This is a genomic window from Xylanibacter muris, assembly GCF_013166605.1.
Lineage (GTDB): Bacteria > Bacteroidota > Bacteroidia > Bacteroidales > Bacteroidaceae > Prevotella > Prevotella muris.
Window position 1 is genome coordinate 43,333 of record NZ_JABKKF010000013.1, and the last position, 18,011, is coordinate 61,343.

At 44.4% G+C, this 18,011-nt stretch carries 7 protein-coding genes; all 7 read right to left on the bottom strand.

The features are described from left to right. Positions 1–5: 5 nt before the first annotated feature. A complete protein-coding gene (locus HPS56_RS11545) occupies positions 6–2,528 on the bottom strand; it encodes a glycosyl hydrolase 115 family protein (RefSeq protein WP_172276732.1) in 2,523 nt (840 codons plus the stop codon). A 17-nt stretch (positions 2,529–2,545) separates the two neighbouring features. Continuing rightward, complete coding sequence (locus HPS56_RS13410; RefSeq protein WP_253952458.1) at positions 2,546–5,221, bottom strand: family 43 glycosylhydrolase; 2,676 nt, start codon at positions 5,219–5,221, stop codon at positions 2,546–2,548. 181 nt (positions 5,222–5,402) lie between these two features. After that, positions 5,403–8,774, bottom strand: coding sequence for a hypothetical protein (locus HPS56_RS11555; RefSeq protein WP_172276735.1), 3,372 nt, complete (start codon positions 8,772–8,774; stop codon positions 5,403–5,405). A 507-nt stretch (positions 8,775–9,281) separates the two neighbouring features. Continuing rightward, positions 9,282–13,160 carry a hybrid sensor histidine kinase/response regulator transcription factor gene (locus HPS56_RS11560; protein WP_172276738.1) on the bottom strand — a complete coding sequence of 1,293 codons (3,879 nt, stop codon included), beginning with the start codon at positions 13,158–13,160 and terminating at the stop codon, positions 9,282–9,284. A 394-nt stretch (positions 13,161–13,554) separates the two neighbouring features. Further along, the gene (locus HPS56_RS11565; protein WP_172276741.1) at positions 13,555–14,796 is read right to left on the bottom strand and encodes a PHB depolymerase family esterase; all 1,242 of its coding nucleotides are present in this window, start codon (positions 14,794–14,796) and stop codon (positions 13,555–13,557) included. Positions 14,797–14,824: 28 nt separating this feature from the next. Next, on the bottom strand, positions 14,825–16,333 hold the full coding sequence (locus HPS56_RS11570; RefSeq protein ID WP_172276744.1) for a glycoside hydrolase: 1,509 nt from the start codon (positions 16,331–16,333) through the stop codon (positions 14,825–14,827). Further along, positions 16,330–18,003, bottom strand: coding sequence for a RagB/SusD family nutrient uptake outer membrane protein (locus tag HPS56_RS11575; protein WP_216655798.1), 1,674 nt, complete (start codon positions 18,001–18,003; stop codon positions 16,330–16,332). The genes HPS56_RS11570 and HPS56_RS11575 overlap by 4 nt, the downstream gene beginning before the upstream one ends. Positions 18,004–18,011: the final 8 nt, after the last annotated feature.

Sequence of the window (18,011 nt, forward strand, 5' to 3'; positions counted from 1 at the left end):
AATGATTATTTTACCGAAGGACCTATATACGACTGTTTTAATCCTCCCCAGTCTATAATCACACGCTGAATCATCTGTCCGGAATCACCGGCAAAGAATGACAAGGTATGACTGAAGCGGTCTTTATCCACAGCAAATCTCATCCGGCACTCAGCACCATTCCGCATCACCTGATCTTTCCATCCGCGTGAATACTCTGCGAACTTATTATCAAAAATCTGCTTCTCACCTCCATCAACAGACACACTTATGGCATTGCCGCGACCGGCATGCAGAGGCCAGAACGGAACTGTATAAATTATAACGTCGACAGAATCACGGTCAACCTTCGGGAATGTGTATTCCGCAGCAAACAAATGCTCACTTTTTTTATTTCCTGATGTCTTACAAGGCTCGCCAAGCTGCAGAACCTGCCAGTCATATCCTATGCCTTTTATTATCCTCACATCGTCCATAGCCTTGGAATAACGGGACAGGTCTACAACATGACAGTCTCTCAGTTCCATTTTCTCATTACAAATCTTAAACAAGTCGCCCGGATATATCTCACCCGCACCATCAGTGTAAACGACATCCGGTTTTTTATGATAAAGCGCAGTATATCCCGGAGGAACCGCCATCATCCCCTTCCATTTGCCTCCAAGCATTGTATTATATCTCAAATTCAACGCCTTTATGCTGTCATAGGCCTGTTCCATCGCTCGCGCGGCCCAATTGGCTTCCGCCAAATTACCTGCCGAATGCTGCTCATGATTAAGTTGAGCCATTATGAATTTGCGGTTCATCTGATATGCAGCCTGCACAGGATACTGTAAAAATTGGAAAAAAGACTCTCTGACAGAAGTGTTGCCATCAGGCAGAGAACGGGCTATGACCTCCACACGATCTGACAGGCTTTCATAGTCCGCCAACCGTTTCTGGGCATCGTTATAATTTACAAAAGAGAACTCTGTATCACGCAATCCTGTATGGGCGGCATCATCCCATTCGTATTCGAATCCCATATATTCAGGCTTACGGATCCATGCCAGCCTGTAATATCCGTCAAGTATTTCCTGAAACTCTTCCTTATATCTGCCACCGAATATTCCGGCAAGCATTTCCGCCTGATGATTATTTACATTATCAATATTGAATGAGGAAAAATCCCATGCCATGTCAAAGAATGTCTGCATACCCATTTCCATCGGCTTAATATCTCCGACATTCAGAAGCCAGTATCTGTCGGCACCAGTATCGTATGATTTCTTCAGTTCCTCATACATAAGCACCGGTGCTGTTGTGTTCAGCCACAAATAGTCATGAGGCGCACCAAGATACGACAGATGATAATACACACCGGCACGCCCGCTTCTTTTTCTTTCATTTTCATCAGACACACGCTTCATATATCCATAATTATCATCAACCCATACAAGCGTGACATCATCTGGAACACGTAATCCGTTCTCATAAATGTCCATTGTCTCCTTATACGGAACAAATATCTGCGGAACATCAAGAATACTCTTACCCGTATGCCTTCCTATCATCTCACGCTGGTCGCTTATCACTTGCTGAATAAGAGGCACGCGCTCATTCATAGGCAGGTTTCCACGCATTCCCTCATCATGTACTCCACGCATGGCAAGGGTATATATGTTTTCAAACTGCGAAGCTTCCCCAAGCCTGGCTTCCCACTTGCCCACAATAGCATCCTTGTTTGTCTTATAATTCCATTCTCCGTCACGTTTGGAATCCCATTCACTCTTTGCCGCATTATTGAGAAGAAGCGGTTCGCAATGGGAAGTGGTTATGATTATTCCGAATGAATCGGCCACCAACTTGCTCTCCGGATGCGAATAGAAAGCACCCGTACATGAATGCATTGCCGGAGCAAGCATATTCCCCTTAAGACGCAGAAGCAGCTCACACACTCTGGCATAAGTACGCGGACCGATATCGCCAAGCTCTTTTTCATAGTTGGCGGCAGCCCACGGCTTCATCCCCCAGTCCTCATCATTGATAAATATCCCCCGATACTTCACCGAAGGCTCAGTGGAAGCATAATAATCAAAGTCTACCGTTGCCGTATTTTTATGAGGCACAGGCACATCTGCCCACCAATACCATGGCGACACTCCTATCTGTCTGGAAATCTCATATATCCCATAAGCTGTTCCGCGCCTGTCGCTTCCGGCTATCACAAGGCATGGATTCTTTTCATCGGTAACCGTAATGACATAACTTTCCCATCTACCTTTCAGGTCTTTCTCTTTCAACACTCCAGACTTAACCAATGAGGCAATCTGCCTGCTCACACCATAAGTGCCGACAACAACCCGCAGCCCCTTGCACTTGCCGGTAGTAATCTCCGGTCTCGCTCCTGTCACTCTCCAGACATCATCCTGAAGACCGCTAATAGCCTTTAATACAGCCACCGGCTCATTCTTGTCATGACATATAACAGCGTTATCTATACGGAATGTCCGGCCAATAACCGTGCACACAGGCAGCAACACCGCAAATAAAAACAGTTTTACTCTCATTTTATCCTGTTTTTTTATTACTTCTGCTTCTTAAATATATTTGGAATAAACCTGTTCAGACAACGGCGCCATGTAAGCCATTCGTGGTGAGTACCCTGAGAAGTATAGCTGTCAACTTTTATGCCGGCATCCTTCAATGTCTTTACAAGAGACATGGTTCCCATATTCTCCTCGCTGCCACAACCAAGGAACAGATAATGTATCTTCTCATTAAACTCTTCCGGACGGGACAACAAGCCATCATAATTCTTCTTTATATCCAATCCGAATATAGCTCCGCTGAATCCTCCCATCCATGCAAACTTATCTATATTGGAAAGCACAATGTCAAATGTCTGATGACCACCCCATGACAAACCGGCCATGGCACGGTGTTCCCTGTCGGCAACAGTACGGAAATGCGAATCGATATAAGGTATAAGGTCTTGCGTCATCACTCCATAGAACGATGCCCCGTAACGGCTGCGTTCCTGAGTGTTAGGCCCTCCGTTTTTGAAATCAAAAGGCTGCTCTACATCTCCGCTTTCCATTACAACAATCATCGGTACTGCCTCACCTTTTGCAATGGCATTATCCAAGATATTCTGCATCAGACCTTGCTTCGACCATCCGGTCTCATCCTCACCCATACCATGCTGAAGATAAAGCACCGGATATTTCTTCTTTCCTTTCTCATATTCTGCTGGTGTATAAACCATAGCCCTACGCCATTCCTTCTTCGCTTCCGACCAATACTGAACCAAACGCACCTGCCCTTGTGGCACGCCCGCTTGCGGACGGTAATAGTCACCTTCCGGCCCCTCCGGAACTTCTATGCCTCCTGCCTGCCGGCAACATCCATAGAAAGTGTCGGTAGCAGGATCTATCACAGACACACCGTCTACCAAAAGGAAATAATAATGGAATCCCACGACAAGGGGATCTGTCACACCAAACCATGTGCCTGAGGCATCACGCTGCATATCATACTTCTTGCCGGCAATATCCACCTGTACTCTGTTTGCCTGAGGCGCATGCAGACGGAACCATCCGCGACGTTCACTGTCTATTCTTGGAAATTTATTCCCTCCGACATTCGTTATTGCCGCATCTGTACATTCCATAAGTTTTTCAGATACAGCCTTTGAATCAAAATTCGGCTCACGATCATACACAAACTCGTCTATATCGACATATCCGCCTGCCTTCTTTGTAGCATAATTGAATATTGCGAAACGGGTGCCCATGAACAGCCGCCTGTAGTCGAATCTCATCTTATATGGCTTTCCTATTGTTTTCCATTCTCCTCCGACAGTCTTGTAATGGAATGTGGCGATATCCTTACCAAGAGTAAAGTCGGCATCAATTCGAAGGTCTATCAACGGCTTGTCTATCTCAACCTTTTCAATTATCTCTTCATCAACACCCTTCACTTTCTTTTCCTTATTGGACAAATTGACAACCGCCGAGGACATTGTAAGATACCAGCCCTTACCCTCTTTGCAGACTGTCAGAATACCGGAATGTCCGTTAAAGGCCGCCAGTCCGCAACGGTCGCCATCCTGCATGTGTGATATATCCATCTTAACAATACCCGAACAACGAGGACCCTCCATTCTCTGGGAAACAGTGTTTAGGGCTTCATAAATGTTCTTGACAGTACGGTTTGTCTTAAGTCTGAGAAATCCCGGACGCTCAGTCAGCGACCATGCTTCCATAACCGGATTATGATTCCATTGCCAACAATACTTAAGCTTTGATTCTGTAAAATCATCAGACTCTACAAGTGACGAAGGCTCACCGCTGACAACCATAGGCACTTTTCCTTTCTCGTCACCAAGCATAGGCCAGTCGTCAATCCAGCGACAAGGCATTACGGTAAGCACACGTCCTACTCCGCCACGATCCTGGAATATTATACCGTTCCAGTTCCCGTCCTTTCCATCTACTATTGTTCCTTGTCCTACGTATGGAAAACCGGCAAAATTATCAAGCAAGATCACTTTCTTCTCGTATGGACCGGTTATACGGTCTGCCCTATAGCATACCTGCCTGCGCTTGCCACCGTTAGGCCATGAAATCATCAGCAAATAATATTTTCCATTATGCTTTATCACACGTGAACCTTCAAGCAGTCCTGTTTCCTCCGCGTCACGCTTGAAAAGTGTTGTGTTCACTCCGTCCGGCTTGACATCGCTGAGGTCAGGAAGCAGTTCCTGGAGCTGTCCCGTGCCATAGAACACGTATACACGTCCGTCGTCATCAAAGAATAGCGAAGCATCGTGGAAGTGTCGCATACGTGATACAAGCTTCCATGGCCCGGCGGCATCATAAGCCGAAAGAATATAAGTCTCTCCACCGGGATTATCGTTAGGTGCAAACAGGGCATAGAACTTTCCGTTATGGTATTTCAGTGAAGTGGCCCACTGTCCCCTGCCATATACCGTACCCTCACGCATGTCATATTTGGGTGAGTCTTCAAGACGGTCAAACAAGTATCCGACAGTCTCCCAATTGGTAAGATCTTTAGAACGCATTATCGGCCCGCCTGGCATAAGATGCATGGTGGTGGTCACCATATAATAATAATCACCGACCCTTATAACATCGGGATCAGGCACGTCTGCCCATAACATAGGATTTTGAACAATGCAAAATGACGGAACTGTTGCAAGCGTCAAATATGCAATAATAGATACTAAAATACGCTTCATGTTATTGATAAGTTATTGTTTCTTTTACAAAGGTATCTCTTTTCCATTTAAATCTCTCTTCCATTTGTCTCTTTTCTGTTTCTATTCGTATCAAAAGCCCAGCATATCAACCTTGCATAAAAAAATACCGGCGAACAAGCATTGCCTGTCCGCCGGTACATTAATCAAAAACAAAACTCAATTACTTTACAATCACTTTTTCTGTGCGTACAGAGCCGTCGCTCATATACTTCTTAACAATGTTGATGCCTTTATTAGCAGTAATGATGCGGCGTCCGTTCAGGTCATAAAGTTCAACCTTGCGAACCTCTGCATTGTTTGCACCTACACCGTCTATGCCATCAAGAATCTCCTCGTAAGCAGCAGCATAGTCGAAGCCCTCTGCACTGTTCTTCATGAACAACTGGATGTTGTTGAAGAATACATGAGAACCACCGGATGCAACAGCACCGAGAGTAAGCTTACCATCAGTGATAACAACATTGGTAAATGCAAGGTTGCTGTATGGGAATGTCTGTCCTATAACCGGAGTCTTAACCTTTTGGTCTTCCTCATCGGCAGATGTCTTGATAAAGAAGTAGCTGTCCTCCGCCTCAGCAGAAGCTTCGCGCTCACCAAAACCTCCCATAATTGTATATATACCGGCAGGAAGATCTGTAATGGTCTGCTCAGCACGGAAGCCTCTTGCCCAGTTCTGAATCATACCGTCTACGTATGGGTTGTCTTCACCAAGTGTCCAACTCCAACCTGTAGAAACCGTCACCTCATATCCTTCACCTACAGAAATTCTCCATCCAGGAACAGTTACATCGTCACCGTCAGTTACACGATGATTAGCATCAAGCTTGTTGTCGTTAATCAGATACAGGTTCGGGTTCTTCACAAATACTGTCATATCGAATGAGTCTGTATACTCTTCCAATGTAACATCGTCAACCTTAGTGTCGAACAGGCCGTTATCGGCATTCTTCAGCTTGCCGTAAAGTTCTGTCTTCACAACTTTCTTCACTGCATTAGCAACATCGTCATCGTCTGTGATAACTTTTGCTGCCTCCACAAGAGTTTCATTATCTTCTGCCGCACCAAGCTTCTTTGCCACAGCAATACCTGTACGTATGCGTTCTGTAAGAGCTGCCACACCTGTTGTACCTGTCTGAGAACCGATACCCTTATCGTTTACATTAGCCTCAGTAAACATGTTCTTGCAAATATTGATAACCTTTGTCAACTCAGCAATGGCTGTCTCAAGCTCAGCATCATCTGTAAGGAGACGTCCTGTATATTTGTTGTTTGCCTCAACAAGATTCAGATAATAGTCTGTTCCATTGAACTTAGATTCAGCATACTTGTCAACCAAAGCCTGTGCACTGTTGTCACCGGAAATCAGTCCGTCATAAGTATTGATAAGAGACACGTGCTTATTCAATGTATTTACAGCCTCCTGTAGTTCGGCAACAGCTATCTCATAAGCTGAAGGAGCTGTGAAACGCTGACCGTCATATTTCTTGATAAGCTCATCAAGAGCTGTCCATGCCTCACCAAGATAACGCTCACCGCTATTATTGTCACGGCAAACCTTCGCTGCATCAACGGCATTCTTCAGCATACCGTCATAACGTGATGCGGGAGAAGCTGGCACGTAATCAAGACGGATGTTTGCAATCATAATCTCCAGCCAAGCAGCGGAAGAGCCGTCTTCCTTGGCACATGGAACCCATTTAATCTTATAGTTACCTGTCTCCGGAGCCTTGAATTCCATAGAAACCTTTGTAGATTTCATAGTAGACGAACCGGTATTTCCGTTAAGATTCGGCAGACATTCGTTGATGCTCTGTATCACAATTTCTCCGTTAGGAGCTATAACATAGCACCTAACCCAAGGAGTGCCTTTCCATGCAGCTGCATTAAATGACAGCTGATATTTGTCACCTTCATCCAAAGTAATAAGATATTCTTCTGTCTGGCCATACTGTGCATAACCTTGGTCTTCAGCCTCACCATTTGCATTATTTCCAGTACGTACATACAATGCGAAATCGAAATCACCGCCACCGTTAAAATTGAAGATACGCGGACCGGAACCGGCACCACCCGTTGCAGCAACCGTACCGTCATTACATACTTCCCATCCTTCTGGAATGTAGTTAGCGCCTTTTTCCTTGAAATTGTCCTTGTATACCACACGTGCAGTGTCATTAGGATCAGCTTCAACCTGACCTATATACATTGTTATTGTCTCTTCTCCGAAGATATCCTCGCCAAGCATTCTCTCCGGGAAAATCTTAGTTACATGCAGAGTATATTCGCCTGTAGGAAGATCACCTGTGGCGGCACGCTTGAACACCACTTCCTTAGAAAGACCTTCTGCCGGTGTAGCGGCAAGCTTCTCCGAACTTCCGTTATCACCTGTAAGGGTTGCCTCAATCTGTGAGCAGTCTGCATCTTTGTTGAATGTGAGCGCAAACTCAGAAATATTGTTGGGGAGATTGAACGCACCGTTTTCAGGAACAGCCTTAGCGAGTTTCGGAGTTTCATAAGCGTATGAAAATACATCAGGTATGTCTCCCTCGTAGTCATAACGGCCTACTTCATTGTTGAAAGCACGCACTACAACATCACCTTCAAATACACGAGGATGCTTGTTGCCCTTATACTGGATCTGATTTGCACCCTCCGGATTTCTGAAGCTTACAACAACCTTGTCGTCTTCGCCACTCGGATAAACATCACCGCAGAAGATATAGAGGAAACCGTCATCGAGCAATTCGACTGACAATACGTCTACTATTTCATCATTGATGCTGAGAGTAATACAGTCATTCGGCAATATCACGCGTCCGTCATTCGCTTTAACAAGATCCTTTATGTTGGTATCATATCCGAAACTAACCTGAATCTTATCATCAATGAACCTCACTCCTGCAATTTCAGACTCCTCAACAAGCACATTGTCTATATAATAGTCACCCGGAGTATACATATTCAAGGTCAGGAAGAACTTTTGTGCAAGTTCTGTCAACTCACCAGGATGCTTTGCATAATACTCTTGCTGAACGGCATTGTTGGCATAATAAAACATCATTGTATACTTACGGAATCCCTTATCGTCCTTTTCCTGGAAATAAGAAATATCGTATGTATACATCTCATCATTTTTGCCAAGGAACGCCAGGTCACCATTTTCCTGTCCCTGCATAAGAGCTACACGGGCCGTTCCTTTTTTCATTGTCTCACCGTCTATCGTATACTCATTTGTACCACAAAGGTCGAAAGATACACGATAAGAGGTTTGTTCCTTAATAGGAAGGTTTCTGAACTTGATTGCACGTTGCCAGTTGGAAGCGTCTATCAACGTGTTGTAAAAGTGCATTGCACCATCCTCGATAGTACGCTCGTCACCATCCTGATTGTTGATGAACTCATACCATCCCACTTCTGTCTCACCTTTGGTCTGTTCTGAGTCAAAGCCTTCGAACATCACCTGGGGAGCTTGTGCCCAGGCAAACGAAGCCGAAAAGAACATACCAAGACTAAGTAAAAGGTTCTTTTTCATAATAATTGGTTTTTTTAGTTATAATAAAAATTTTAAACGGATTGTTTTTATTTTCATGCCGCAAAGATAAAAACCATTCTGAGATATGGTTTTCTCGTTTGTCTCATATATTTTTTTATTTGTATTTTATGGTTATTTCACAACGATTTTCATTTATACACCTCTTGAATGATTACCACACGCCTTCCATTCACATAAGGCTGTATTAAGCTCCATTACGTTCTTATTATGAGATGCAGAAGGCGAGACATTGATATGAATGACAGACACCATATTATCGACACTCACCGGCCGACGCACTGAATCAGCATTCTCAGCCAAAAGAGACAAAGATAAAACACATATCAATAATATTAATATACGGATAAACTTAAATTTCATGAATAGGTTTATTTTATAATTAGTTACGACCACAAAAATAGCCCAACTTTACGAGTCGGGCTATTCTATACGTCTCACAAACTTATATATATGTTTCTTTTAATAAATTGTATGGAACAATACCGTTTATTTCTGCTTGCTGTCTGTATATTCCGTTGGAGGAACCCCGAAATACTTGCGGAATAACGTGGAGAAATGTGCAAGATTCGAGAATCCCACAGTATATGCAACCTGTGTGATATTCAACTTCTGCTCACGCAACAGGCGGGCAGCCTGCTCAAGTCTGATGTTGCGTATGAACTCTCCTGCGGAAACCCCTGCCAGTTCCTTCATTTTGCGATGCAGCTGCGCACGGCTTATACCGACTTCCTTTGTCATCATGTCAACACCGAAATCACTGTCACCGATATGCTCATTCACAACTTTCATGATACGCTCCATAAGCAGTTCGTCATTTCCCTTCACTTCTTTTGTCTCGATATTGGCCATCTGTTTCTGCACACCGGAGAACTTGCTCTTCAGCCTCATCATATTGTTGATGACATTCTCGATATTCATGTGAAGTTCCTCCATATCAAACGGTTTGGCAAGAAAAGCGTCGGCTCCGCGCTCCAACCCTTCAAGTCTGTTGCCCACATCCGACTTCGATGTCAACATTATCACCGGAATATGACTGAGATTTATGTTTGTCTTTATCATACGCAACATGGTAAAACCGTCCATCTCCGGCATCATCACATCGCTCACCACAACATCATACGCATTTGTAAGAAGTTCCTTGAGACCTTCCTTTCCGTTTGAACATACACCGAACTTATAATAGCATCCGAGTTCTGTACTTATGTAACGGCCAATCTCCAGGTCGTCATCCACCACAAGCACCCTGTATTTTGTCTGCGGACGGGTTTTGACCGCATTATCGGCAACAGTTTTCTCACGGCTTATCTCTTCTGAAGAGAAATGAGAATTGCCAAGAGGTATACGTACAGTAAAGATACTGCCCTTGGCATCAGTCCTGTTTTCGGCAACAACCGTTCCATGGTGCATGTCAACAATCATCTTACACAGGTTCAGCCCTATTCCTGTTCCGGGTATATGCAGCCTGCTTGAATTGCCGCCCTGATAGAATCTGTCGAAAATATGTTTCAGGCTCTCATTCTTCAGTCCCACACCGCTGTCTATGACCTGTATTACAAAATGTGTATTATCTGATGTAAGCCTTATTTCGATATTACCGTTATCGTATGTATACTTGAAGGCATTCGACAGCAGGTTTGTAATCACCTTGTCAAACTGATTCCTGTCTATCCATACATCGAGAGACTCATCAAAATGGGTAAATACAAACTTTATGTTACGCTCTTGTGCGCTGTATTCGAACATTTTATATATACCGTTTATGAATGCCACGATATCAGTACGGCGGCAATGCAGGTGCATTTGCTGCTTGTCAATCTTTCTCACGTCAAGAATCTGGCTCACAAGATCGAGTATCCTCTTGGAATTATGTTCTATTGTTGCTATATCACGCATTGAATCGGGGAAGGTCTCTCCCACTCTCCGCTTCAGATTTGCCAAAGGACTCATTATGAGAGTAAGCGGAGAACGTATGTCGTGAGTGGCGTTGATAAGGAATTTCATCTTTTCCTCATACAGCTGCTCGCGCTTTTTACGATTATACTGATAAATAAGGTAAGCAACCATAACTGCGAACATTATTATATAAAAAAGGTATGCTGCCGTAGACTTGTACCAAGGCGGAGTTACAGCCACAGTTATTTTCTTTGTTTTGGAATAAGCACCATCAATCAGAGCACGCACCTCAACATTATATTCTCCCGGCTGCAGATGACTCAGAGTAATGGTATTATATCCTTCTCCGTTATTTTTCCAATCATCATTATTCACGCGGTATTCGTATATTATATTGCCAGGAGCGACATAATCGAACAAGGAAAACTCAAGAGAGAACGTATTGTCAAGATATGATACGGTGAAATGGTCAGACGTCATAAGAGGGCCGCTTACAACACGATGCCCGTTTGACTCGGTATTTGTATTTACAGATTTTCCGGCAATAAGGAAATCCGACAGACATATATCCGGTATCTTTCCTGTATTCTCCTTTATGTCACTCGGCTTGAACACCGTAAGCCCGTCATTATTTCCAAAATAAACAATATCGTCATCAGTATGCAGGCCGACTGAATTTACGTATTCCTTCATGGTAAGGCCATTGCCGTTAACATGCCCGATAAACTTTTTCTTACGCTTGTTATACTGCCATATACCCATTGATGTAGAACACCATATATCACCGTTATTCGCTTCAACAATATATCCTACCGTCTTATCTTTAAGCACTTCCCCACCGGGCATTCCCACAACCTTATTGTCATTGTGATTATATACATACAGACCCTCATCCGTACCTATAAGAATACGTCCGTCTTGAGTCTCACAAAGAGAATGACACGCAATTCCGTCAAGCAACGAATACCATCCGAGAGATTTGAAATTCTCATCGGCAGGACTAAAACATGAAACTCCCGATGCCGTACCAAGCCATACACGCCCTTTACGGTCGGGCATCATACACATAACCCAGTTGTTGCACAGACTGCCTTTGCCGTCTGTTGCTCCCTGAACATAGTTTTTCAACTTGCGAGACTTTGGGTTATACACACAGAAACCACGGGAAAATGTTGATATATATATATTCTTCCCGTCATCGGTCATATCATTAAACTTGTTGCACTCAAAACTGACCCTTATTTCGGATTTTCCTGTTTCAGGATCATAAACATAGAATCCGTTATCCGTTCCCAACCAATACTGACGTCTGCTGTCACGGAATATAAACTCTGTGGAAGACGGGGATACGGGACGGGCGACTATTTTCCCGTTGTTGTCGAAACCGAATACACCGTTTCCCTGCACCGTACACCATATTATTCCATTGTCTCCCTCACATACTGACGTTATCGTGGAACTGAGATTAACTTTTTGCGCAGAAAAGCTCCAGTTACGGAACCATGGCAGCCTGTTGGGAATAACGAACAGTCCTTTCGACTGGCATCCGACCCATGTATTACCGTCACGGTCTTGTGTGATCGCCCATATCTTTGCCGTGTTTATATCCATTCCCTCAACACGCTCTATCTTACGGCTATTATTAGGCAGAACGAACAAACCGTTACCGCGGGTGCCTATATATATATCTTCATCCTTGTCTTTATATACAGTAACGATAGGTATCTTTTTACCGGATATAGCAGACATGTCTATATCTGTTTCTTTTACATTACCCCCCCCTATGGGAAATGACAAAAATCCACGCATACATGCAATAAGCACCTCTCCATTACGCTCTACAAAGCCAATTGGAGAACCTACGGAAGATACGTATTCCTTTATCTTCCCGTTTTTTTCTTTTACAGTAAAGACATTCCCCGAACCGCTCTTCCACACTCTTCCGCGGATGTCTTCATACATACGGCTGAAAAAAGCATTTTCATTACGTACAGTATAATCATCGGACACATCTGTCAAACGGCCGTCTTTTTCCACGACATGCAGGCCATATCCTGCGGTACCGACTATCAGACGGCCGTTACGCAAGCGGCTGATAACATTTATACGCGGTTTTAAATTATTATTAAAACGACAATGATAAAAAACATTGCTCTCATAGTCAAAACGGTCCAATCCTTTCACTGTGCCGACCCAAAGACTGCCGTCATCGTCACAATAAATCTTTGAAACCGCATTGCAGCAAAGAGACGTTGTATCATCGGGCTGATGGAGATATGTTGTGAAATGATAACCGTCAAAACGGTTGAGACCGTATTCCGTGGCTATCCATATATATCCGTACCGATCCTGACAAATGTCAGTAATCTGACTGTTTGAAAAACGGTTGGAAGGTATAAACCATCCTGTATGGCCATAAACACCTGTTAGAAATGTAATAATAAGATAAGTTAATACAATATGCCTTTTCATTATTGTGGTAAAAATCGAAAGTTGTTTCAATATGCAGGGATAATGCAAACCGAACGCAATAAAGCTTGCTTTAAATTGCTGAGGTAAAGCTTATCATAATGCAAAGATAATAAATAAAAAATATCTTAAGAAATTTCTACAGTTAAAAACTTTCCGCCGCAGTTCTTTTTATCCGCATCGTCCGGAGGCCTATACAGAACAGGCTGAGTTTCCGGAGACATACCTCCCCCGACTGTCATGGATACAGAGGCCGGACAATGTAAGCGAATTATGATTTCATTTACATAAACAGATATAATATATGATTAGCCGTGTTTGACCGGTAAACCAAGTCAAACACGGCTAATCATATATCTGTCAGGTTATGACTGATAACTTTTGAAAATGTAATATACTATCTCACAAATACTTTCCTTACTTTCTTTCCCTCCGTCATATCTCCTTCTACAATTATCTTCAGACCGGAAGATGAAGGAGACACGCTTTTACCTGAAACATCATAAACACTGCGTTCTCCGGAAGCGCATCCGGAAGAAATACCGGATATATCAGACGTATTCTTCAAAAGGTTGAAAATGCTGTGGGCCGAACCTGTACGCCCCTTATCGTCTGTTGCAACGACACGCACTATACGTTGTCCGCGCCCCACTCCAAACCACCAGCATTCGTAAGGAGGCTCTGTAAGCTCTTTTATAAGAGTGCTGCCACCATAAAATGCGACTTTAACAATATCTCCATAATCACTCCATACATCAGCGGCAAGATGTATGGAGTCTGCCTTTGAACCCTCATTGTCATAGTATACATCAGTGCCTGATACAGGCTCGGTAACATTCACTTTCGGATTGCGGTCCACAAGAGAATAGCGGCTGCAGAAATTCCATATCTCCTCACCGGTCTTCACAACATCATTGGACACCCAGTGACCCTTTCCCGCAAATTCGAGAAGCACGACCTCCACACCGTTCGTACCGCCACTCCACCTACGGTATGTGGCATGTCCTGCACCTTTATAATTTGGTGTTACGGAAGGCGTGGTGTTACACTTGTTGAATTTTATCCATACGTCAAGAACCCCCTGGACCTTATCGAAAGTACATACATCATCACCTGTTCCATGGGTATGTATCAAGGGCACCGGACGTGACGCGTTGGCCGAAGCTCCCCACATAGGATATCCGCTGATAGGAGCAAATGCCGCAATGCGGTCGGCGATATTGTTCATACAGTGATAAGTGAACATTCCGCCCATGGAGAACCCTGACAAATAAACGCGGTCGCGGTCTATCTTATGCAAGGCAACCATCTCGTCTATCAACTTCAGAATAAAGTTAATGTCGCTCTGTCCGGATATGTCCCATGCCCTGTTTATGCCGTTTGGAAACACCACGGCAAACCTCTCCTTGTCTGCCAACGGCTCTATGGCCATCTGACCTTTCTGATAATTGGCATCCTGATTCATTCCGTGGCATGAAATCAGCAGAGGCCTGTTTTCCGGCAAATTCGCAGGTACATATTTCAGATAGTTCCGCGACTTTCCGTCTACGGTTATATTATCGGCTTTGACACCGGTATTTCCGAAGAAAACAAACGCTGCCAACAGAGTAGCCAAAAAGAAAAAACGATTTGTCATCATATAGAAAACATTCAATTACTGATAAATACTAATAAACTATTTTCTTTCCGTTATGTATGTATATACCGTGACGCTGCAAGGCATCTTCGTTCACCTTACGGCCATACATATCATAGAAGGCATCGTCCTGAGGTTTTTCTTCATCATACGGCAGGTCTGTTATTCCGTCGGCAGTCCTGTCTATGGTGAATATATACGTATTGATGCTGCGTGCGGGCAGCGGCACACTGATCTCTTTTACCGGCCCGTCCACATCTATCGCAGTTTTGTTATAGACATTGCCTTCTGTAGAGCTTATCCACTCGCATGCTTTCACTTTGTACGGCAGACGCACCTTCATCGTATGGACATTTGCAGTTGTGTCGATACCCATCACTATGATAGAGTCTCCCTTGATGAAAGCCGACGCCTGGAACGCACTGTTGGTGCCTATATATATATTGGTGTTTAAGTCTATGCGTGTCGAGCCGGTCAGGTTCTTTGAGAAGTGTGACATTATATAGCCGCGACGCAACAGTTTGCCATATTCGTTACCGGGCTGTATTGTCTTATCTCCACTGCCGACAAACGACCAGTGGGCCAACATATACCAATATACGTATGCGTTTCCACCTGCAAGAAGACATTCGTTGACCTCTTCTGCAAAGAGTATCTCCTCATGCCATGTCGGCAGGTCTATGACAGAGTTGTCCGCATCACCGCGCGGATTCACGCTGTGCTCTGTCATCCACACCTCCTTGCCCATGGCCAGGGCCTTCTTTGCAGCCTTGGCCATATTGCCGAGCGGAACATGACCGTATATATGACCGGCAATGATATCTATATGCTTTGCCGTCTCCGGATCATCAAGCATTATATCAGAATACTCCGGATTGAATCCTAAAGGCTCGGCATTCATAAGACGCACACCGTAGGTCTTGCGGTCAAGCCTGGAAGCATAACTCTTCACCAGGTCGTGAAGTTGCTGCGGAGTATACAGGCAACCGGAATAGTTTACCCACCAGTCGGGTTCGTTCTGCAACGATACTATATCCACCGCCGCGTCATTCTTCTTCATGTAAGCCAGGAAAGAGTTAAGCCACGGGAAGAACTTCGAATATGCCGAAGGCTTGAGCTCACCGCGCTGATATCCCTGCTCCTCACTGTTGCCTCCACCGGCAATACCGTTGGTCTTATAATCGCCTGGGGGCGACCATGGAGTGCCGAATATGATTGCACCGCGCTTCTTGGCCTCCTTTATCACAGGCAGATAGCCGTGCCAGTCGTATGGAGTGTCCCACGGAGTGGTGACATTGCCTATCATATTCGGAGAAATCTCCATACGGACTATATTCAGACCTACAGGAGAATCTTCTCCATAGAGCAGTTTAATTACATTCACATCCTGAATAGGTGCCATCGCCCCCCAACAGGCTGCCGCTCCGAAACCGGTTATATACTGATGACGTGTGTCATTTACGGTAACAGTTATAACAGCAGCACCGGTCTGCAATAATGCGGCCGATGCTGTCAATAGTGATATTAATAATCTTTTCATTTCAAAGGAAGGTACCAGTTTTTTGTATCCATCAATAATGTGTAAAGTGCATCGTCACGCACACCGTTGCGCTCCGATACCGGTGCAGCAAGATAGCCGGGGTCGTTTCTTCGCAATGCGACACGCATAAGGTCATAATAACGATTTCCTTCAAAACTTCCCTCAAGGGCCATTTCGTTTATTATCATATCCTCTACAAGAGGAATCTGATATGCCACGGTATCGGCATAGCTGGCCAAGGATTCAGACGGCATAGGTAACGTATAATGAGCGTTTGCGGCACTCTCACCGCTACCTATTGAATGTACACCCATCGTAAGCTCTTCCGTAAACACCAGCGGGTCGAATGATATGAGACTACCCGCAGCCTTTATCTCAACACTGTCTACGTGTTCTCCGATATTGTCGGGATTGAGACCGTATTTCAAAACCGCAAACGCCGACTGTGGATATCCCGCACGGTTTAGTGCCTCGGCATAACGCAGATAAGCGATGGAAAGACGGTATGTGGTTATTCTGCTTTCTGCTGAGAATTTAAATATCTTCTGATAATCAGAACTGAATTCGGAGTATTCGTCAGTATTCAAACGGTTATAGGTATAATAGGTACACAGACGCAAGTCTCCCGCATAGATATCAGAAAGAAGCCCTTTCTTCGGAGCATAGATAGTGTCTGCCGTTGTACCGGTCTTGTTAACAAAGCAATAGGTCTGTGCGGCAGACAGGGCACGCAAGCTCTTCGACGGCTCCAACTGGAAATAATAATAGTTCTCAATATCGGAATTGAATATAGGGCCCAATTCACTCACAATACCGGAATATCTGTTTATTTCCATAGGAATATATGACAAATAACTGTGTGAAAAAGCCCTGTTAGGCGACTTAAACTCCGCATCAGGCCAGCTTGAAGCAATAAACGACGGAACATGGGGGGCGTCCTTGTGTGCAAGATAATCATGATAAAATCTTGCCGCCTCCTGATATCTGCCTGTCCACAGACACATGTCTCCGAGCAAAAGACGCACCGGAATAAAGAAATTCTTTGAATCATGCCCGCCTATTGCGCCATATTCAGGGAACTTAACATCCACATACGGAGCAAGGTCTGAGATAAAATAGTCACATATACCGTCCACAGACAAACGCGGCTGCTTAAGTGCCTTATCGGCTTCAGCCTCTGTCATTATAGGCTCGAGCAGCAAAGGCACACTGCCGTATGCCATGACAAGCTGCATATATGTCCACGCACGGAAAGTCTTTACAGCGGCAAACTCTTTCTCAAAAACTTTCTTGCCGCGACGGGAAAGCAGTGTGTCGGCATTGGCAATAAAGTAATTGCAGTTATTGATGACTGCATAATAGTCTGCCGGAACATTATACTTGTTGTCTTCACTAAGTTGGAATGAGGCCAGACGCTTCAAATCGCTTGAGGCGGCATCGGTCACAGACACAAGATCGCCACGTACCTCACCCAAAAGCACCGTCCTGTCGGCTATTACCTGCATTTTATGGATAATTCCCAAAACACTGTAAACCGTATCTGAAGGCGAATCAAGGTTATGGTCTTTCTCAAACTCCACAAGTTCCGAGTCGATGTCCATCATGTCGGCACATGACACAGAGCCGAATATTACGCACAAGGCGCAAAGTATTTTTGATAACTTTTTCATAATGTCAA